Source organism: Cupriavidus sp. 05N39 (assembly GCF_056397325.1).
Window position 1 is genome coordinate 1 of record NZ_JBFTNE010000090.1, and the last position, 20,742, is coordinate 20,742.

A 20,742-nucleotide genomic window follows, 5' to 3' on the forward strand; every position below is an offset into this window, starting at 1 on the left:
GGCGAGTGAAAAAACGGCGTGTTCGCCGTTACATCATTGTGCTGAAAGGACTGCCTTCCAAACAGCAGACGCAGGCCGTAGGTGGGGTACCGTTATGCGGCCAGGTAATATGTAATAGCCTAGACTAAATCTGACAGTGGTTGGTTATCCATGCCGCCGCACATCATCGACAAGGGCATTCCTTCTATGAGCAGCACTTTGTCAAGCCCTTTGGTAAACTGGTTAGTATTTGACTGCAATCGAATTCAGCACCTCCATTGCAAACGACGCGCCAGTACCTACGTGCAGCCAGTAGTCTGAAGCCGATTGTGCGCGCGTCGGACGTGACGTCCGACCACCTTCTATCCGCCGGCGCCTGGCCGGCCTCATCCTGCATGCGCGTTACGCCGGAAACGTCGCCGGGAACATGCCCCATCTACATGAATCGGTTGCATCAGCAACCCAGGAATGCCACGGGCATGTCCACTTCAAACCGTGTCTGCTACGTACTGTCTGGCTAAACCTTACCTCCTTCCTGCTAAGCCTGAGGGCTTAGGCCGACTTCAGGTGTGCGCCTTCAGGGATGACGACGTCCTTCAGATAGCGCCACAGCGCAATCGCGAGGCGTCGGGCGACCGCGACGATGGCGATGCGCCGCGCCCGGCGATTCGGTCCCGTGCCCTGCGTGCGCTGGATGAACCACTGTGTCAGCGCGCTGTCGGGCTGGTAGCGCAGCCAGCACCATGCCATCTCGACCAGTAGAGCGCGGACCCGCCGGTTGCCCTGTTTGCTGATGCCCTGGTCTACCTGGCTCTCGCCGCTATCGTAGGGCTGCGGCACCAGGCCTACGCAGGCACCCGCCTGGCATCGGTTGCTGAACTCTCTCCAGAACAGTTCGAGGGCGAGGCGCGACGCACCCACTTCGCCAATCCCCTTTAGGCGTGCCAGGGCATCAATCCGCTTGCGCGCGGGTGCCGGCAGGATTGCTTGTCTCGTCTTCTCGAGCACGGCGAGTTGCTTCTCCGCCAGCGCCAAGCGTTCGCACTCGCGCAGCAGCCGTTCACGCAACTCGGGCGGCAGCGGTTCGCCGTCGTGGCACAGCACCTCGTCACGGGCGAGGCGGTTGGCGAAGGCCTTGCTGTCGACGTCATCCCAGCAACCGAGCGTGGCCAGCAGCTTGCGCATCCGGTCGCGATGCTGCAGGACCTCCTTCTGCAGTGCCCCGCGATCGCGCATCATTTGGCGTGACGCCTCGTCCTGCGAAGACGGCACGTGAACCACATGCATGCGGTCGCGCTCGCCTCGCAGCCACGCGCGTAGGTTGATGACGAGCTTAATCGCATCGAGCCGATCGGTCTTGGCCCGTCGCTGATGGCGCTCGACCGGAATGCTGGCCGGATCGACAACATAGCAGTCGATCACTCGTGCCGGCAGCGCGCGATAGATCCAGAACGCGTCCTGGCCGGCTTCGTAGCTCACGGCGAGCCTCACGCCTGCCGGCAGCGACCACTTGCGTTTCTGGTATTCGATCAGGTCCAGCACGGCCTGCAAGCGGGTTGCCGCCTGCGGTTGGGCGACGGTGTGTATAGCCGGTTGCTCGCGCTGCCCGTCGTGTAACGCGACCTTCCACTTCRCGGTTGCCAGTTCAAGCGAGACCGCCAACACCCGCTCCTCTGTACCCGTGTATGCCTGATCTGTACGCATGATGGTCTCCTATGAGCCAAGCTCGGCACGCTGATTCTAGGCCTCGGCGTGGCGAGGCCTAGATGCTTCATAGGATCTACTGCCGGACTGCTGGCCCATACGCTGGTCTCCAAATACGGAGACCACCTACCACTGTACCGGCAGGAGCGTATCCTTGCGCGCGCCGGTCTGGCGATCCCGCGGTCGACACTTGGAGCCTGGGTAGGCGTGTGCGGAGTGCGGTTGCAGCCGCTGGTCGACGCGCTGCATCAGGAGATATTGCAACAGGGCGTGCTGCATGCCGATGAGACGCCGGTGCAGATGCTCAGTCCCGGTAAGGGAAAAACGCATCGTGCCTACCTGTGGGCGTATACCGCAACGCAATTCGCAGACGTGCGAGCCGTAGTCTATGACTTCGCCGACAGCCGCGCCGGCGAGCATTCCCGCACCTTCCTGGGTGACTGGCAGGGCAAGCTTGTGTGCGATGACTACGGCGGGTACAAGGCCGGATTCCAGCAAGGCATCATCGAAATCGGATGTGCGGCTCACGCGCGACGAAAGTTCTTCGACCTGCATGCCAGCAACAAGAGCCAGATTGCCGAGCAGGCCTTGAAGTTCTTCGCCGCGCTTTACGACGTCGAGCGAGAGGCAGTTGATCTGAAGGCCGACAAACGACGCGCGCTTCGTCAGTTGCGCGCCAAGCCGGTGGCCGAGGCGCTGCACACGTGGATGACCGGCCAACGCAAGCTCGTTCCGGAACGCTCCGCGATTGCGAAGGCGCTCGACTACAGCCTCAAGCGCTGGGAAGCACTAACGCGTTATCTTGAGGACGGGGACGTGCCCGTGGACAACAACTGGGTCGAGAATCAGATCCGCCCGTGGGCGATAGGCAGGGCGAACTGGCTGTTCGCCGGCTCCTTGCGTGCGGGACAGCGTGCCGCGGCAATCATGAGTTTGATTCGGTCAGCGCAACTCAATGGTCACGATCCGTACGCCTATCTGAAAGACGTGATCACACGGCTACCAACGCACCGCGCCAGCAGCATCGCCGAATTGCTACCACATCGCTGGCGCAGATTGGATGCGCGTCACCTGGTGCGCAACAATAGGGCCACTGGCAGTATTTCCAGCACCTCGGCCAAGGCCAGGCAGCCGGCGCGCGCGTCCAGCTGGCGGCTGGTCAGGACATCCACCCAATGGCTGTTGTCCCCGCGTCCGACTCGCAGAGCGGTGTCGCGCCATTGCGCTGGCGCGAGCATGGGCCGGTCGCTCTCGGCCAGCCGGGCGGCCAGCCTGGTGCCGACCACCAGTGCCTGCGCCTGCCCATGGCGGCGCATGAATGCAAGCGCGTGCGCGGAGAGCGGGCCGGCCAGCGCGATGGGGCCATAGTCCCCGGCGGCAAACAATTCGGCATGGGCCCGCCGTGCGGCCAGTCCGCTGCGGATCAGTTGCAGCTTGAGGCGGCCGTCCTGCCAGTTGGCGAGCCATTCGGGCCACCCAGATGTGTCATCCAACCGGGCGCGCAGCGACTCGAAATCCACCGGGCGGCGGTTATCGGGATCGACCAGGCTGAGATCCCAGTCCTCGGCACCCTGGTAGCGGTCGGGCACACCGGGCGCCGTCAGTTGCACCAGCGTCTGCGTCAGGCTGTTGATGGTGCCTGGCACGGCGATGCGGCGGGCAAATCGGGCGAGCTGCGCCAGAACCCCACCTGTGGACGTGTCGGCGCCGAGCTCATCGAGAAAGGCTGCGCAGCCTTCCTCATAGGCGATGTCGGGACTGGTCCAGCTACCGTGCCGCTTGGCTTCCCGGATCGATTTCAACTGCCAGGCTTGCACGCGGGCAAGCAACGCCGATACACCCTCCGCGTGGCCCGGCGCCAGCCCGGCTGGCCAGGCGCCGGCCAGCGTCTGGTACAGCATCAATCGGTCCGTGCCGTCGGGGCCGCACGGCAAACGTGCCAGCAAGGGCCGGCACTGCATCTCCCACAGACTGACGGTTTCGGCCCACTCTTCAGGAAGCTCGCTCAGCACCGCCAGGCGCATGCGCGCATCCTCGCCGCGCTTGTGGTCGTGGGTGGCGGTGGCCAGCATGGCATTCGGCCAGGCCAGTGCGCGCTGTGCCATGCGCGCGTGGAAGTCCTCGAGCGGCAGGGCCAGGGTGGCGGGGTTGCTGCCTACTTCGTTGCGCGAAAGCAAGCGGCCGTAGCGGTAGAAGACGGTGTCCTCGGCGGCCTTGGCGGCCAGCGGTGGCATCAACTGCTGCACGCGCGTGCGCGCCTCGCCCAGCGCCGTGTTGTCGCCGGCCGGGTCTGCCAGCCATGACAGCAAGCGTGCCAGCGCCGGCAGGTCGGTGGCAGCCAGCGTGGCACGCGCGGCGTCGGCGGCGCGCTGCAGCGCCGCCTTGTCCTCGCGGGTCCGTACGCGCTCACTGAAGTAGGTACGATAGACCTGCAGCCGCACCAGCAGCGCCGCCAGCGCGCGCCGCAGGCTGGCCAGCGTCAGGTCGCGGGTGGCAGGGTTGCTGCGCGCGCAGGCATGCAGACGACGGCAAGCGCCTTCGTACTCAGTGACTAGGTGATGGCCGAGCATATGGCCGCGGGCCGACTCCACCTGCTCTTCGAAGCAGCGCGTCTCGCCGCTCATCTCCTGCCAAAGCCCGGTGAGCGCGGCTGCGCCTGTGCCGTCGTGCAACACGCAGGCCACTTCATTCATGAAGTCGTAGCCGGTGGTGCCGTCCACCAGCCAGTCCGCGTGCAACGTCTCCTGCTCTGCCAGGATCTTCTCGATCACCAGCCACGGGGACGCGATGGCGCGTCCCGGCGGCCGGTCGGGCGCGAGTGCGGCGAGGTGGGCGCGCAACTGCTGGCAGTAGGCCGCCGGATCGGCCAGGCCGTCCACGTGGTCCACCCGCACACCGTCGATCCAGCCCTCACGGAACAATTGCAACACCAGCCCGTGAATCGCTTCGAACACGGGTGCCTGTTCCACCCGCATACCCACCAGCTCGCTGACCTCGAAAAAGCGCCGCCAGTTCAGCTCGTCGGCTGCCGTGGCCCACCAGGCCAGCCTGTAGTACTGCCGTTCCAGCAGGGCGTGCAGGCGGGCGCGGCCCGTCGCGTCGCGCCCGTCGAACTCGCCCGGCAGGCTCGCAGCCGCGGCGGGTTCGAAGGTATCGTCCGCCAGCGGCAGCGCGTGTTCGCCGTAGCACACGACCGGCTGGCCCGCCCGCACATCGAAACTCAGCGTCAACTCACCGGCGCACAGCGCCTCCCAGTAGGGCTTGCCCAGGATGGGCAGCAGTACGCGGCCGTGCAGGTCCGGGTCGGAAGAATGCCAGTCGATATCGAAGTGATGGGCGTACGCGCTTTCCGCCCCGCGCGCCAGCACATCGCGCCACCAGGGATTGTGATTAGGGCTGGCCGCCATATGGTTGGGCACGATGTCCAGCACCAGTCCTAAGCCACGTTCGCGGGCGCGTTCAGCAAAACGGTAGAAGCCGCCCTCGCCACCCAGTTCCGGATTGATAGAGCGGAAATCCGTGACGTCGTAGCCGTGGGTCGAGCCCGGGCGCGCGTTGAAGATCGGCGAGAGGTAAAGATGGCTGACACCGAGTGCCGCGTAGTAATCGATCTGCGCGGCAGCGTGCCCGAAGGTGAAGCCGGCGTGGAGCTGCAGGCGAGCCGTGGCGCGGGGTGGCAGGCAAGGTTGGAGCATTCAGTGTCTCTCTTCCGGGTTATCGGGAATTCGTCGCCGGCGCGCCGCGACCGCTCGTGCCCGCGCTGCGCAGCGCGGCAATGCGCTGGCGCACTGGCGGGCTGGAAAACAGCGTTCGCACGTCGGCGTCCAGCCGGCGTTGCCAGTTGGGGTGGCCCGACGCCGTGCCGGGCAGGTTGGGCTGCTCGACGGCGCCCAGTAGGTCTTCCACCGGCACCAGGCACAGTGGCGTGCTGGCCCGGCCGAGCCAGGCCAGGATGGCTTCAAGCGGCGGGCGGTCGGGGCCGGGTCCCGGTCCGCGTACCAGGCCTGCGGCGCTCAGCGCCTGCCACAGCGCCGCCCGCTCACCGGCGCGCGCGACCAGTGCGCCGCACTCGGTTTCGGCGCCGAGCTGGTCCAGGCGCGCCCGCCAGAAGATGTCGCGGCCAGCCCACCAGCCGGCCACTGTGGGCAAGTCATGGGTGGTCGTGGTGGCCACCGCCTCGGGCGGCCAGCGCTCGGGCGGCAGGAAGGCGGGCACGGGCGGGGTGCCGGACGTGGCGGGTTGCGCAGCTGAGTCCCCGGCATCGGCTGCCGCGCTTTCGCGCTCGAACCACAGCACATCGATGCCGAGTATGCCGCGCGCAGCCAGGCTGGCGTTGAAGGTCGCCGGCGCGGTGCCGAGGTTCTCGCCGATAATGACGGCGCGGTGCCGCCAGGATTCCAGCGCGATCAGCCGCTGCAGGTCGTCGAACGGGAAGCGCAGGTAGGCGCCCGCGGCGGGCAGTGCGCCATCGGGCACCAGCCACATGCGGGCCAGGCCCAGCGCATGGTCGATGCGCAGGCCGCCCACCTGATCGAGGTTGGCGCGCAGCATCTCGATGAAGGCGCCAAAGCCCCGTCGGCGCAGCGCGCGCGGCGAGAACACGGAAATCCCCCAGTCCTGGCCCTGCGGGTTGTACAGGTCGGGCGGGGCTCCGGCGGAGACGCCGGGCAGGATTTCATCCTGACGCGCCCAGGCGTGGCTGCCACCCGCGTCGGTACCGATCGCGAGGTCGGCGATCAGGCCGATTGCCATGCCTGCGCCGCGCGCGGCATGCTGGGCGGCGGCCAGCCCGTCCGCCGCCAGCCACTGCACGAAGGCGTGGTAGCTCACGGCATCGGCATTGGCCCTCGCAAAGGCCGCCACCGAGGCGGCTTCCGGCGAGTGCTGGGTCACGGGCCATCGCCGCCAGTCGGAAGCGGCGGCCGCTTGCTCCTGGCTGCCGGCAGCTGCCAGGTGATGGGCCTGCAGCGCTTCGAAACGCGCATGCACTTCAAGAGAGGCGCCGTGGTGCCGCCGAAACGCCGCGAATGCCTGCGCCGCGCGGGCAGGCAGCAGCGTGGCGCGGCGCTGCCACAGCCATTGCAGCACGGCGTTGCGCGCCTGGGCCAGTGCGGGCCAGTCGATCTCAGTGCGCGCTTCGAGCGCCTGCAGGGCCGCGCGCAGGCCCAGCGCCGCTTCGGCCTGCGCGACGGCATGCTGGCCGAAGGCGGCGGCGGGGTCGGCATAGAGCGGGTTAAGAAACAGCCGGCTGGACGGTGCGTAGGGGCTGTAGCGCTGCGGCAAGGCGGCAAATCCGGCGTGCAGCGGATTGATGGCGACCGCGTCGGCGCCTTCGCGTGCGGCGGCCTCGCAGCACTGCGCCAGGGCGGTGAGGTCGCCCAGCCCCGCTGCGGCGCCGCGGCGGAGGGAATACAGTTGCACAGAGAGGCCCCAAGGCCGCCGGCTATCGTCATCGCGGTCATCGCGTTCACTGTGTTGCCGCATGCGCAACGCATCGGCCATCCCGAAGCAGCGCGCCGGCGCCACGCCCAGCGTGACTTCGTCATTGCCGAGCATCAGCCGGTGATAGCCACTGGCAACGATGGCCGGCACGCGCAGGATGCCGCTGGCATCGCGCCGGGCGGTGCCGTTCAACACGCTGCCGTCTTCCAGTTCGAGCCGGTACGCCTGTCGCGAGAGGGTATGCCCGGATGCGATTGCCACGGGCTCGCCCTGGTCCGCGGTGATCAACGGCGGCAAGCCCTGCTCGGCATCCTCGGCGGCCAACTGCGCGCGCGCGGCCTCGCACTGACCTACTGTGGCGCTGGGCAGCCCGAATTTCCCGAGCATGGCGCGCAGTGTATCGGGCTCGACCTCGCGCGCACGGCCCTGGGCATCTTGCCAATGGACCAGCAGGCCGGCCCGGTCGGCCAAGGTGTGCAGTGCCTGCAAGGCTCCTTCATGCGCGGTATCGGGGGGATCCATGCTGGCCTCGTTAGGGGTGAGCGGGAGCGTCCAGGCAGGCAATCGCGGAGGCCGGAGGCAGCAGCCCCTTGGCCAGAGCCTGCTCGGCGCCTTCGCGACTTTGGGCCAGCAGCCGGCCGGGAATGACGGGCGGCATGCCCGCCGGCGAGCTCGACGCGGGTGCATCGCAGAAGTTGATCCAGATCGTCAGCAGCGCGCCGTCGCCCAGCCGCCAGCTTGCCGCCAGCGCCGCCTCGCCTACGATGCGCACGCCAGCGCTGGTGCTGCCCGCCAGGCGCGGCACCAGCTCGCGCTGGCGGATGGCCAGCAGCGCACGGTAATATTGGCTCCACGCGTTGTCGCCATCGAGCGGGGGACGAGACGCCTCGAAGGTAGCGGGGTCGTTCGGATCGGGGATCAGCGCCGCGCGCTCCGGATCGCCAAAGGCGGCCACCGCGCCGAACTCCCGGCGGCGGCCGGCGCGCACGGCCTCGGCCAGCTCGGGCGGGTGGCTGGTGAAATACAGGAACGGCGTTTCCGCCCCGTACTCCTCGCCCATGAAGACCAGCGGGATCTGCGGACACAGCAGTTGCAGCAAGACCGCCGCGCGCAGCGCATCGGGCTGCGCCAGCCGGGTCAGGCGCTCGCCTAGTGCGCGATTGCCGGTCTGGTCGTGGTTTTGAAGGAACAGCACGAAGGCGGTGGGCGCCAGCGCGGCGCTGGGCTGGCCGCGGCGTGTGCCGCGCGTTGGCGAGACCTCGCCCTGGTAGGCAAAGCCTTCGGCTAATACTCGGGCGAGATGTGCCAGCATGGGGGCAGCGGATTCCTCGGCAGGCGCATCGCCGGCTGGCCGGGCATAGTCCCCGTAGTAGCCATCGCACTCGCCGGTCAGCAGCACGTGCAGGGCGTGGTGGCCATCGTCGTTCCACTGCGCATCGAAGCCTGCCGCCAGCAGCGAGGCGTCGTTGTCGTGGTTCTCCAGGACGAGGTGGATATGCCGGCCAGGATGGCGCGCGCGCACCTCGCCCGCCATTTCCCGCAACCAGCCTTCGTCGACGATGGCGTGCACGGCGTCCAGGCGCAATCCGTCGAAGCGGAAGTCCTCCAGCCAATAGCAGGCGTTTTCGGTAAAGAAGCGGCGCACCTCGGGCTGACGGAAATCGATGGCCGCCCCCCATGGCGTGCGCACATCGCTGCGGAAGAACGTGGCGGCGTACCGGTGAAGGAAATTGCCTTCCGGGCCGAAGTGGTTGTAGACCACGTCGAGCAGCACCATCATGCCCAAGCCGTGCGCGCAGTCCACCAGCGCGCGGAGTTCATCGGGCTTGCCATAACTGCATTCCGGGGCGAACGGCAGCACGCCGTCATAGCCCCAGTTGCGCCCACCAGGAAATTCGGCCAGCGGCATCAGTTCCACCGCCGTAATGCCAAGTGCGGCCAGGCGCGGCAGTTGCCTTGTGGCGCCGGCGTAGCCGCCGCACAGGCCGACATGCATTTCGTAGACAACCGCCTCGTGCCAGGGGCGGCCACGCCAGTACGGGTGGCACCAGATGTAGGCGTGCGGGTCGCAGACCAGGCTGGCGCCATCGACGTCGTTGGCCTGGGCGCGCGAGGCGGGATCGGGCACGGTGCTGCCGTCGTCAAGCCGGAACCAGTAGCGCGCGGCCCGGCAGCAGGGCGCAATCGCCTCGAGCCAGCCCTCGCTCTCGCCCGGGCCGGGCGCGACCGCGCACATCGGCACCGGCCCAAAGCCTGCGATCTCCAGCCGTATAGGCTGGCCGCTGGCGGCGGCATCTGGTGCCCACAGGCGAAAGCGCATGCGCCCGTCCTCAAGCCGGCTGGGACCGAATGACTGCAATGGCGACGGCGCCGGCAGCGATGGCAAGGCGTTCATGATGCGGCCTCCTTCAATGGCCTGGGAACGGGTTGGGCTAACTCCATTGCGAGTCCGCGTCGCTGGGCGGCGCGGCCAGTAACAGCGCCACGGCATGCGCCGGGACGGTCAGGGTAGGTGTGTCGACGCCAGCATCGGACGCGTCAGGCTGGCTGCTGTCGATCAGCAACTGCCAGTGTTGCGCCGGCTCCGGCAGCCGGAACGTGGCGTCACCGCTGCCAGCGTTGAGCAGCAGCAAGGTCACCTGGATCTGGCCATCCGGGCCGCTGGCGGCGCGCCGCATGGCTAGGGTGCAGCCGCCGGGGTCGGACCATTGTTCGGTGCTGAGGGCGTGGCCGTCCGTATCGAACCACGCGATGTCGGCTAGCCCCGGTTCCAATTCGCGGCGCCCGTGGGGAAAGCGGGCCTCGGAGAAGGCGTACAGGCGCCGACGCAGCGCTAGCAGGCGGCTGACAAAAGCGGTCATGGCGCGGCCGGCGGCGCTGCCCGCGTCGTCCCAGTCCAGCCAGGAGAGTTCGTTATCCTGGCAATAGGCGTTGTTGTTGCCGACCTGGCTGCGGCTCCATTCGTCGCCCGCGGTGAGCATCGGCGTGCCGTGTGAGAGCAGCAGCGTGACCATCATCGCGCGCGCCACGCGCCCGCGCGTCTCAAGGATCACCGGGTCGTCGGTGGGACCTTCCACGCTGCCGTCCGGGCTCCAGTTGGCGCTGGCGTTGTCGTCTGTGCCGTCGCGGTTGTCCTCGCAGTTGGCTTCGTTGTGTTTGGTGCTGTAGCTGACGAGATCGGCCAGCGTGAAGCCGTCGTGCGCGGTGATGAAGTTCACCGAAGCCCAGGGCTTGCGGTGACGGCGGTCGAACAAATCGGCCGAGCCGGCCAGGCGCGCGGCCAAGTCGCCGCGCTGGCCGGCGTCGCCGCGCCAGTAGCGCCGCACAGTGTCGCGGAACTTGTCGTTCCATTCGGCAAAGCCGGGCGGGTGGTTGCCCACCTGGTAGCCGCCGGGGCCAAGATCCCAGGGCTCGGAGATCAGCTTGACGCGCGACAACACCGGATCCTGCAGGATCGCGTCGAAGAAGCCCGCGCCGGGGTCGAAGCCATTGCCCTCGCGTCCCAGCGTGGTGCCGAGATCGAAGCGGAAGCCGTCGACATGGAAGCACTCGGTCCAGTAGCGCAACGAGTCCATCACCATCTGCAGCACGCGCGGGTGTGACAGGTTGAGCGTGTTGCCGCAGCCGGTGTCGTTGATGTAGTGGCGCTCATCGCCCGGCATGAGCCGATAGTAGCTGGCGTTGTCCAGTCCGCGCCATGATACCGTCGGGCCGAGCGCGTTGCCCTCACAAGTGTGGTTATAGACCACGTCGAGGATGACCTCGACGCCCGCCGCGTGCAGCCGCCGCACCGCTACCTTGAATTCGTTGAGCTGACCGATGCTGAGATAAGCCGGCTCTGGCGCGAAAAAAGCCAACGTGTTGTAGCCCCAGTAGTTGCGCAAGCTGCGCTCCACCAGGAAGCGGTCCTGCAGGAAGGCATGGATGGGCAGTAGTTCCACGGCGGTTACGCCCAGCTTGTGAAGGTGGTCGATAAAACGCGGGTCGCACAGTGCGGCGAAGGTGCCGCGCGTGTGCGGCAGCAGGTCCTGGCGCAGCATCGACAGGCCGCGCGGATGGACTTCGTAGATGACGGTTTTCTCCCACGGCACGTCCGGCGTGCGGTCGTCGCCCCAGTGGAAGCTGGTGTCCACCACCACCGCCTTGGGCATGGCGGGGGCGTTGTCACGGCGGTCGGGCGTGAGGTCGGCGCGCGGACTTTGCAGCCGGTAGCCGAACAGCGCTTCGGACCAGCGCACCGGCCCGCTCAACTGCCGCGCATAGGGATCGAGCAACAGCTTGTGCGCGTTGAAACGGTACCCCTTGGTCGGCTCGTAAGGGCCAAACGCGCGATAGCCGTAAACTGTGCCGATCGCCGCGTGTGGCAGGTAGCCGTGCCAGACCTCGTCGGTGCATTCGGGCAGCGTGATTCGCGCTAGCTCCTTGCGGCCGTTTGCAGAGAACAGGCAGAGGTCGATACGCGCGGCATTGGCGGAGAACACGGCAAAGTTGACCCCGAGCCCATCCCAGTGCGCGCCGAGCGGGTACGGTTTGCCGGGCAGCATGCGGGTGGTGGGGACCAGGGGCAAGTCAGGCTCCTTCCGGGATAAAGCGCAGGACCAGCGTGGCCAGCGGCGGGAGGGTGAGCGTGAGCGATGCCGGCAGGCCGTGCGAGGGCGTGGTGGTGGCCAGGACCTCGCCGCCGTTGCCCACGTTGCTGCCGCCATAGCAGGCGGCATCGGTGTTGATGCACTCCTGCCAGCGGCCCGCGAACGGGACGCCCAGTCGGTAGCAGAGGCGCACCACCGGCGTCATGTTGACCACCGCCAGCACCACTTCGCGGCTGCCGGGCGCGGCCCGGCGCAGGTAGGCGAAAACGCTGTTGCGGCTGTCGTCGCCCACCACCCAGACGAAGCCCTCGGGTCGGTGGTCCAGCGCATGCAGCGCCGGGAGTTCCCGGTGCAGGTGGTTGAGATCGCGCACCAGCGCCTGCATGCCGCGGTGCTCGGGCTGCTCCAGCAGGGACCAGTCCAGCTCGGTGTCGTGGTTCCACTCGCGCCATTGGGCAAACTCCGCGCCCATGTAGAGCAATTTCTTGCCAGGGTGCGTCCACATGAAGCCGTAATAGGCGCGCAGGTTGGCAAAGCGCTGCCAGTTGTCGCCGGGAGTCTTGCCGATCATCGAGCCCTTGCCATGCACGACTTCATCATGCGAGATCGGCAGCACGAAGGCCTCCGACCATGCATAGATCATGCCGAAGGTCATGTCCTGGTGGTGCCAGGCGCGGTGCACTGGATCGTGGGAGAGATAGAGCAGCGTGTCGTGCATCCACCCCATATTCCACTTGAAGGTGAAGCCCAGCCCGCCGCTCTCCACCGACGCGGTCACCCCGGGCCATGCGGTGGATTCCTCGGCGATGGTCATGGCGCCACGGCAGCGCTCGCGCACCACGGTATTGAGCTCGCGCAGGAAGGCCACGGCCTCCAGGTTTTCGCGCCCGCCGAAACGGTTGGGGACCCACTGGCCGGGCTCGCGGCTATAGTCGCGATAGAGCATCGACGCCACCGCATCCACGCGCAGGCCGTCGACATGATACTGCTCCAGCCAGTGCAGGGCGCTGGCCAGCATGAAGCCGCGCACTTCGTTGCGGCCCAGGTTGTAGATCAGCGTGTTCCAGTCCTGGTGGAAGCCCTCGCGTGGATCCTGGTATTCGTAGAGCGCCGTGCCGTCGAACTCGGCCAGCCCGTGCGGGTCGGTGGGGAAATGCGCCGGCACCCAGTCCAGGATGACGCCGATATCGGCTTCGTGGCAGCGGTCGACGAAGGCGGCGAACGCCTGCGGCGGCCCCAACCGCGCGGTGGGCGCGAACAGCGACAGCGGCTGATAGCCCCAGGAGCCGCCGAAAGGATGTTCCATCACCGGCAGCAGTTCGATATGGGTGAAGCCCAGCTCGCGCACATAGGGGATCAACCGGCCGGCCAGGCGCTCCCAGCCGTGCACGGGATCGTTGACCTCGGCGAGCCAGGAGGTGACGTGTATTTCGTAGATGGACATGGGCGCGGCGTGCGCGTCGGTGATGGCCCGATGGCGCATCCAGGCCTGGTCGTGCCAGGCATACGGCGGCGCCGAAGTACCCGGCTGCGCGACCACCGAGGCGGTGGCCGGCGGTCCCTCCGTAGCCAGTGCCACCGGATCAGCCTTGTCGGGCAACGGCTCGCCGTGCGCCCCGATAAGGTCGAATTTGTAGCGGCTGCCCGGGGCGGCACCCATCGCGCCGGGAATGAACAGTTCCCAGACGCCGGCGCCATGGCGAAGCCGCATCGGGTGGCGCACCGGGTTCCAGCCGTTAAAGTCGCCAATCACCGAGACACGGCGCGCATTGGGCGCCCATACGGCAAAGCGCACCCCCTCGACGCCGTCCAGGACCTGTGCTTGCGCGCCCAGACAGCGGCCCAGCTCGAAGTGGCGCCCCTCGGCGATCAGGTGCAGGTCGAGATCGCCCAGCAAGGTACCGAAGGCGTAGGGATCGGCGCTGACCTGCTCGCTGCCGTCCGTCCAGCGCATACCGAGGCAATAGTCGCGCGCTGCCGCGCTGCCGGGCAGGGACCCGGCGAAGATGCCGCCGGGGTGAAGCCGTTCCAGTTCGGCCAGCCGCGTGCCGTCGGCGTCTGCCAGCCAGGCCGACTGCGCGCCCGGCAGGCAGGCGCGCACCACGGTATGGCCTGCCGCGTGGTGCGGGCCGAGTACGGCGAAGGGATCAGCATGGCGCGCCGCCAGCAGCGCCTCCAGGTCCGGCACGGCCAAGGGCGGCGGTGCCGCGGGCCCCGCGCCAGGTCTGTCCCGAGGGGCCCACTTGGCCTTCAGGCCGTCGCGGGGCGGCGTTCTCTCAGTCTTGTCCACTGTTGTCCTCGGCGGCACCTGTGAGTTTGCGGATCAGCCGCGCCAGACCATTGACCGGCAGGTCGACCCACGCCACGCGGTTGGCCGCTTCGTAGCCCACCTCGTAGGCGGCCCGCTCCAGCAGGAAGAGGTCGAGCAAGGCTTGCGCCTGCTCCGGCTCGACCCATGGCTGCGGCGCGGCCTCGGCAATCTGCAGGTAGCCGGCCACGAAGGCCTCGCTGGCGGTCTGGCGGAAACGGTCGAGCAGCATCTCGCGGCGCTGGGTCAGGGCCGGCGGCAGGGTGGCGTGGGTACGCTCGTGGCGGTCGGTGCCGACCGTGGCCGCGGCGTAGTCGAACGAGCGCAGCAGGCCCGCCACATCGCGCAGCGGCGAAGTCTTGCGCCGCCGCCAGTCCAGCGGCAGGGCCGGTTCGCCTTCAAAATCGACCAGGTAGGTATCGTTCTGCGCGATCAGCACCTGGCCCAGGTGGAAGTCGCCGTGAATGCGCGTCTGCAGGCTGCCGGGGGCCACCGCAGCGAGCCGGGCCACCAGCTGAGGCAACCGTTCRCGAGCGGCGAGCAGGGTATCGATGTCGGCGGCAAAGCGATCGTTGCGGGCCTGGCGCGCAAGTTCCCCGGCGCGCTTTTCGAGCAGGACCACGGCGCGATCCAGCTCGGCCATGGCTTCCTCGGCCCACTGCTGCGCCTGTGTTTCTCGGGCTCCTTCAGGCGCGAAAGCGGGATCGTCGGACGGGCGCGCCAGCACCGCGTGCAGCTCCGCCAGACGCTGGCCCAGCGTGCCAGCGACCGTGGCATACCCGGTCAAGGCCTCAGCGAATTCCTCCTCGCTGTCCTCGGACGGCACGGCATCGTCGATGGCCCGGCCGAGATAGTCGAGAGTCCAGCCCCACGCATCGCCCTGGTTGAGGATGTAGCCCTGCAGCAGCAGCAGCGTGCGCGGCTCGCCATCGGTGCCAGTGCGCACTACCTCGCCCAGCAGCGGTGCCGAGTTGCGGTAGCCCTGGGCGGTCAGATAGCGGGTCATCTCGGCCTCGGGGTGGATGCCCGCGGCGATGCGGCGCACCAGCTTGAGCACTGCCGAATTGCCATAGGACAGCGAACTGTTGGATTGTTCGGCCGACATCCACTGGACCTCATCCGTTTCCAGTGGCAGCCCGGCGAGGCCAGGTTCGCCGAGGAAGCGGATCGGGCCGTGCGGGCTGAGCAACTCGATCCCGCCGCGCAGCGCGCGTACCACCTCGCGGGCAAAGCACTCCACGGCAAACCCATCCGTGACCAGGCCAACCCGGCTGCCCTTGCGCACTCGGGCCATGGACAGCGAATGCGCCAGCTGCGAAGCGCCTTCGCCCGGGCCTTCGCGGTCCCACAGCAGTCCCACCGGCAACTGGTAGCACTCGGCGCGGCTCTCCAGCGCCAGCTCCATTTCGCACAGATAGGTTTCCTCGCCCGCGGTGCCGCGGCCAAACGGAATGGCGTAAGCGATGTTCACGCTGCCGATCCGCTCGCCTTTGGCGCCATACCAGCGGCGCCGCCTGATGTAGTGCGGCAATACCTCGTTGGCCAGCGTCCGCCGCGAACTTTCGGTCAGCTCGGTCTGCGCGGCGCTGTGAATCACCAGTGTGACCTGATCAGGCATCTGCTCCGGGGCATCGACATGCCAGGAAGGCGGCTGGGCTTCCTCGCTCAGCACGAACCAGTAGAACCCATAAGGCGGCAGCGTCAGCAGATAGGTAAGCTGGCCGATCGCGGGGAAGGGGGTGGCGCCCATCATTTCCACCGGCACGCGGCCTGCAAAGGCGGAGAGGTCCAGTTCCACGGCCTGCGGCGCCCGCGCCAGGTTGGCCACGCACAGGATGTGCTCGCCTTCGAACTCACGCAGGTAGGCCAGGATCTTGCGATTGCCCGGGAACAGGAAGCGCAGCGTGCCGCGGCCGAACGCGCGGTGCTGGCGGCGCAGCGCCAGCATGCGGCGCATCCAGTTGAGCAGCGAATGCGGATCGCGGGCCTGGGCCTCCACGTTGACGGCTTCATAGCCGTAGAGTGGGCCTTGAAGCGGCGGCAGCACCAGGCGCTCGGGGTCGGCGTGGGAGAAGCCGCCATTGCGGTCGGGCGACCATTGCATGGGCGTGCGCACGCCGTCGCGGTCGCCCAGGTGAATGTTGTCGCCCATGCCGATCTCGTCGCCGTAATAGATCACGGGCGTGCCCGGCATGGAGAACAGCAAGCTGTTCATCAGCTCGATGCGGCGGCGGTCTCGTTCCAGCAACGGCGCCAGGCGGCGCCGGATCCCGAGGTTGATGCGCGCGCGGCGATCGGACGCATAGACCTCCCAAAGGTAGTCGCGCTCGGCGCTGGTGACCATTTCCAGTGTCAGCTCGTCGTGATTGCGCAGGAAGATCGCCCACTGGCAGTTGGGTGGGATCTCCGGCGTCTGCCGCATGATGTCGGTGATGGGAAAGCGATCCTCCCTCGCAATGGCCATGTACATGCGCGGCATCAGCGGGAAGTGGAACGACATATGGCACTCGTCTCCCAGCACCGCGGTGCCCTCGTTGCTCAATTCCCCGGCGCTATTCATGGCGGGGACCGCAGGGTACAAGTGGCCCGTGACCGCTGGCGATATCGGCGACGTGGATTCGGCCGGCGCGCGCGGGCGGCCGAAATACTGCTGGGCATCCTCAGGCCACATATTGGCCTCGGCCAGCAACAGGCGGCCACTGTAGTCGGCATCCAGGTGTGCGCGGATCTGCTTGATGACGGCGTGGGTCTCTGGCAGGTTCTCGTTGCTGGTGCCCTCGCGCTCGACCAGGTAGGGCACGGCGTCAAGGCGCAGGCCGTCGACGCCGATATCGAGCCAAAAATGCATCACCGACATGACCTCGCGCAGCACCTGCGGATTGTCGAAATTCAGGTCTGGCTGATGCGAATAGAAGCGGTGCCAGAAATACGCGCCAGCCACCGGGTCCCAGCTCCAGTTGGATTTCTCGGCGTCGCAGAAAATGATGCGCGTGCCGGCGTAGGTCTGGTCGGTATCTGACCAGACGTAATAGTTGCGCGCCGCCGAGGTGGGCTTGCTGCGGCGTGCGCGTTGGAACCAGGGGTGCTGGTCCGAGGTGTGGTTGATGACCAGTTCCGTGATCACGCGCAGGCCGTGCGCGTGCGCAGCGGCGATAAAGCGGCGCGCCTCGCCTAGGGTGCCGTAGTCGGGGTGGACACCGCGGTAGTCGGCGATATCGTAGCCGTCGTCGCGGCGAGGCGAGGGATAGAACGGCAAAAGCCAGACGGTGTCGATTCCCAGGTTGACTAGGTAGTCGAGCTTGGCCGACAGCCCGGCAAAATCACCCACGCCGTCGCCGTTGGCATCGTAGAAGGACTTGATGTGCAACTGGTAGATGACCGCGTCCTTGTACCAGAGCGGGTCGGCGTTGAGAAGGGCGGTGCTTCCCGGTTCAGTCAGGCGTTTCATGCCGGCTCCTCGGGCAGCGGCTGGACGCGCCACAGAGCGAACGGCAGGGCGTGCGGGTCCAGGCGGATACGCTGGTTCTTGCCCCGCCAGATAAACCGAGGTCCATGCATCAGGTCTTCGGCGTCCAGCGCGCCGTGGTCGGGCAGACCCCATTCCCACAGCGGCAGCTCGATAGCCGACTCGCGCACGGCGTGGGGGTCCAGGCTGATCGCCGCCAGCAGTACGTCGTCGCCGAAGCTGGTGGCGCGTTCGAGGCTGCCGGCTGGTCCTGATACGCGTGGCACGAAGCGGGCAAAGTACAGCACAGCGTCGTCGCTGGCGTTGTAGAAGCGCAGGCCAAGGTGATTCTGCAGAGCCGGGTGGCTGGCACGGATCGCGTTCAGCCGCGAGATCTCGGCAATGATGTTGCCAGGTCGCTGCCAGTCCCACGCACGCAACTGGTACTTCTCGGAGTCGAGATACTCTTCCTTGGGTACGCCGTCCTTTAGTACCGGCGTGCCTTCGCAAAGCTCGAAGCCGCTGTACATGCCCCACAGCCCCGACAGCAGGGTAGCCAGCGCGGCCCGTATCAGGAAGCCCGGCCGGCCGCTATCGTGCAGGAAGTAGGGATTGATGTCCGGCGTGTTGACGAAGAAGTGCGGCCGGAAGTATTCGCGCAGCGGACCTTGCGTGAGTTCGGTCATGTACTCCATCAGCTCGCGCTTGTGGTTGCGCCAGGTGAAGTACGTATACGACTGGTTGAAGCCGAGCTTGGCCAGGCGCGCCATCATCTTGGGCCGTGTAAACGCCTCGGCCAGGAACAGCACGTCGGGAAAGCGCGAGCGCACGTCGGCGATCATCCATTCCCAGAACGGCAACGGCTTGGTGTGCGGGTTGTCCACGCGGAAGATACGCACGCCTTGTTCGGCCCAGAACACGACAACGTCGCGCAGTGTCAGCCACAGCGCGGCGTCCGCCGGTGGCTTGCAGTAGAAATCGACGTTGACGATGTCCTCGTATTTCTTGGGCGGGTTCTCCGCGTAGCGCAGCGAGCCGTCGGGCCGGTGCGCGAACCACTCCGGATGTTCGTGCAGCCAGGGATGGTCTGGCGAGCACTGGATGGCGAAGTCTAGCGCCAGCTCCAGGCCCTCGGCGGCGGCGGCCTCGCGCAGACGGCGGAAATCGTCGAAGGTTCCCAGTTCCGGGTGGATCGCATCGTGGCCGCCGTCTTCTCCGCCGATGGCATAGGGGCTGCCGGGCTCGCCGGGGTTGACGCGCAGGCTGTTATTGCGGCCCTTGCGATGGGTGCGGCCGATGGGATGGATGGGCGGGAAGTACAGCACGTCGAAGCCCATGGCGCGGATGGCCGGTAGCCGCGCGATGACGTCGTCGAAGGTACCGTGGCGCTGCGTATCGCCGCTCTGCGAGCGCGGGAACAGCTCGTACCAGCTGGCGAAGCGCGCCGCGAGCCGGTCCGCCTCCACTGGCAGCACCACTGGGTGGCGCGTGGAGAAGGCGCGCGGATCGGCGGCCCGCATGGCGGCGCGGGTGCGCGGCGACAGCAGCAGCTCCAGTCGGTGCGCATTGTCCCCGGGATTGCCGCGAGCAGCTTCCAGCTCGGCTGCGATGGCGTGCACCTCGGCATCGGCGGCGGGCGCCGTGCACACCGCCGCCGCCACCAGGCGCGAGCCTTCCTCGATTTCCAGGGCCACGTCCAGCCCGGCCTGTTTCTTCTTGGCGACTTCGTCGCACCAGCTGGCGAACGTGTCGCGCCAGGCTTCTACCGTAAACTCGTGGTGGCCCATCCCGCGCAAGGGGAAACTACCGCTCCAGCGGTCGTTGACGCCGGGCTCCAGCACGCACTGCTGCCACTCCTGCTCGCCGGGGCCGCGCCACAGCAACACCGCTGCCAGCTTGTCATGGCCGTCCATCCAGATATCGGCTTCCACCTCCACCCGCTCGCCCGCCACACGGCGTACCGCGAAGTGCCCGGCATCGCAGGCCGGCGTCACGTTCTCGATGGCGATGCGCGGTGCCTTCAGGGCAGCGGCCACGCTTTTTTCCAGCGTGTCACGCACGGCAGCGGCGATGCGCTTGCCGCCGCGCCGCGCGGGTGCGGCCTGCGCGACATTGTGCACCGGGTGATAAAGCTGGATGCCGGCCGGTGCAAGCGCAATATTGGCCATGGCGTCGAGCACGGTCCCGGCATGGTCCGCCCCACCGGGGCCGCCGTCGGCCGGCAGCAGCGCGCCCATGCCCTGTGGCAGCGCGGCCAGGATGCGGTCGGCGCCGAGCGTGGCGGCCTCCTGGGTATCGGGATTGATGACGATGGCCATCGCCGTAGCGTCCTCGCCGGCGGCACCGGCCGTGCGCGAGAGCACGGTGAGGGGCGAATTGCCTCCATTCACCAGCCGCAAGCTGCGCGCCGGTGCACAGCCGCGCGCCGCCAGCCAGGCATTGGCGTGGATCACCTCTTGGGAAAGATCATAGAGCGGCGTGGTCTCGCCGTCGCCGCCCACCTCGAATCCGGCCGGCGCCATCAGGCCATCGCCGATGGTGGCGGCGGCCCAAAGGGCGCGCCGCGCAACCAGCGCATCGGTGCCCTCCGCTTCCAGCGCCGGCGCGGCCAGCACGGCGCCGAATGGGCGCAGGCGCGCGATTTCATCGGTGAGCCAGGCGCTGCGGTAATCCCACCACGGCAGCGAGCAGAAGGCGCCATCGAAGCCGCCCCGCGCGAGGTCGTCGAGTTGCGTGGGCGCCAAGCCAGGAGTCCACGCCAGGAAAGCCAGGCTGCGGCCAGGCGCGGCGCGGCGAGCGCCGGCAATCAGTTCGGCCCAGTGCCGCCCGGCGACGCGTGCCGGCGCGCGGCAGACGAAGCCGGCAATGCCGGCCGCCACCAGCGAGCGCAGGCGCTCGCCCCACCATGGGACCAGTGCCGAAGCAGTTTGCGGATCGTGCCAGCGCAAGCGTACGCCGGGCAGATGGTTGTCGGTGTCACGCGGATCCGCGGCCAGGCCGCCGGGCTCGCGCCAGCTTGGATCCAGGCCGGCGCTGCCTTCGGGATACCGGTCCAGGGCAAGCTCCAGCAGGCACGACAGGCCGCGCGTGCGGCAGGCCGCCACGGCCCGTGTCAAAGCGGCGCCCGGCGCATGCAGGACCGGCCAGCCTGCCAGCAGGACATGGTCGAAGCCGAGCGCCGCGGCGCGGCCCAGCGCATCGGCAACGGGGGCGCCGTCAAGCTGGGTGGCCGACAGGTCTATCTGGCAGATTCGCACGTTGTCTTCCCGCCGGTT

At 67.8% G+C, this 20,742-nt stretch carries 8 protein-coding genes and 1 pseudogene; 1 reads left to right on the top strand and 8 read right to left on the bottom strand.

Features of this window, described 5'->3' with window-relative positions:
• Positions 1-531 precede the first annotated feature (531 nt).
• Positions 532-1,683, bottom strand: a complete 1,152-nt coding sequence (locus AC1DN0_RS31415) for an IS110 family RNA-guided transposase (protein ID WP_477146268.1) — start codon at positions 1,681-1,683, stop codon at positions 532-534.
• A 78-nt stretch (positions 1,684-1,761) separates the two neighbouring features.
• Between AC1DN0_RS31415 and tnpC the strand changes: the two are divergent.
• Positions 1,762-2,736 (top strand): annotated as a pseudogene (tnpC, locus tag AC1DN0_RS31420) (IS66 family transposase); the annotation flags it as partial.
• Between the two features lie 14 nt (positions 2,737-2,750).
• Here the strand turns inward: tnpC and treY are convergent.
• The 7 genes from treY to AC1DN0_RS31455 all read right to left on the bottom strand — a co-directional run bounded on the left by treY (position 2,751) and on the right by AC1DN0_RS31455 (position 20,724).
• Entirely contained in the window at positions 2,751-5,378 is a 2,628-nt protein-coding gene (gene treY, locus AC1DN0_RS31425) for a malto-oligosyltrehalose synthase (RefSeq protein WP_441627216.1), read from the bottom strand.
• A 19-nt stretch (positions 5,379-5,397) separates the two neighbouring features.
• Positions 5,398-7,647: a 4-alpha-glucanotransferase gene (malQ, locus tag AC1DN0_RS31430; RefSeq protein ID WP_477111992.1), complete on the bottom strand. Its 2,250-nt coding sequence runs from the start codon at positions 7,645-7,647 to the stop codon at positions 5,398-5,400.
• A 10-nt stretch (positions 7,648-7,657) separates the two neighbouring features.
• Entirely contained in the window at positions 7,658-9,520 is a 1,863-nt protein-coding gene (gene treZ, locus AC1DN0_RS31435) for a malto-oligosyltrehalose trehalohydrolase (RefSeq protein ID WP_441627220.1), read from the bottom strand.
• A 37-nt stretch (positions 9,521-9,557) separates the two neighbouring features.
• Positions 9,558-11,669 carry a glycogen debranching protein GlgX gene (gene glgX / locus AC1DN0_RS31440; RefSeq protein ID WP_477111993.1) on the bottom strand — a complete coding sequence of 704 codons (2,112 nt, stop codon included), beginning with the start codon at positions 11,667-11,669 and terminating at the stop codon, positions 9,558-9,560.
• A gap of 25 nt (positions 11,670-11,694) precedes the next feature.
• The gene (glgB, locus tag AC1DN0_RS31445; RefSeq protein ID WP_441627222.1) at positions 11,695-13,908 is read right to left on the bottom strand and encodes a 1,4-alpha-glucan branching protein GlgB; all 2,214 of its coding nucleotides are present in this window, start codon (positions 13,906-13,908) and stop codon (positions 11,695-11,697) included.
• A gap of 82 nt (positions 13,909-13,990) precedes the next feature.
• Positions 13,991-17,470, bottom strand: coding sequence for a putative maltokinase (locus AC1DN0_RS31450; RefSeq protein WP_441627224.1), 3,480 nt, complete (start codon positions 17,468-17,470; stop codon positions 13,991-13,993).
• Positions 17,467-20,724 carry a maltotransferase domain-containing protein gene (locus tag AC1DN0_RS31455; protein WP_441627226.1) on the bottom strand — a complete coding sequence of 1,086 codons (3,258 nt, stop codon included), beginning with the start codon at positions 20,722-20,724 and terminating at the stop codon, positions 17,467-17,469. Before AC1DN0_RS31455 ends, AC1DN0_RS31450 begins: the two co-directional genes overlap by 4 nt.
• Positions 20,725-20,742 lie beyond the last annotated feature (18 nt).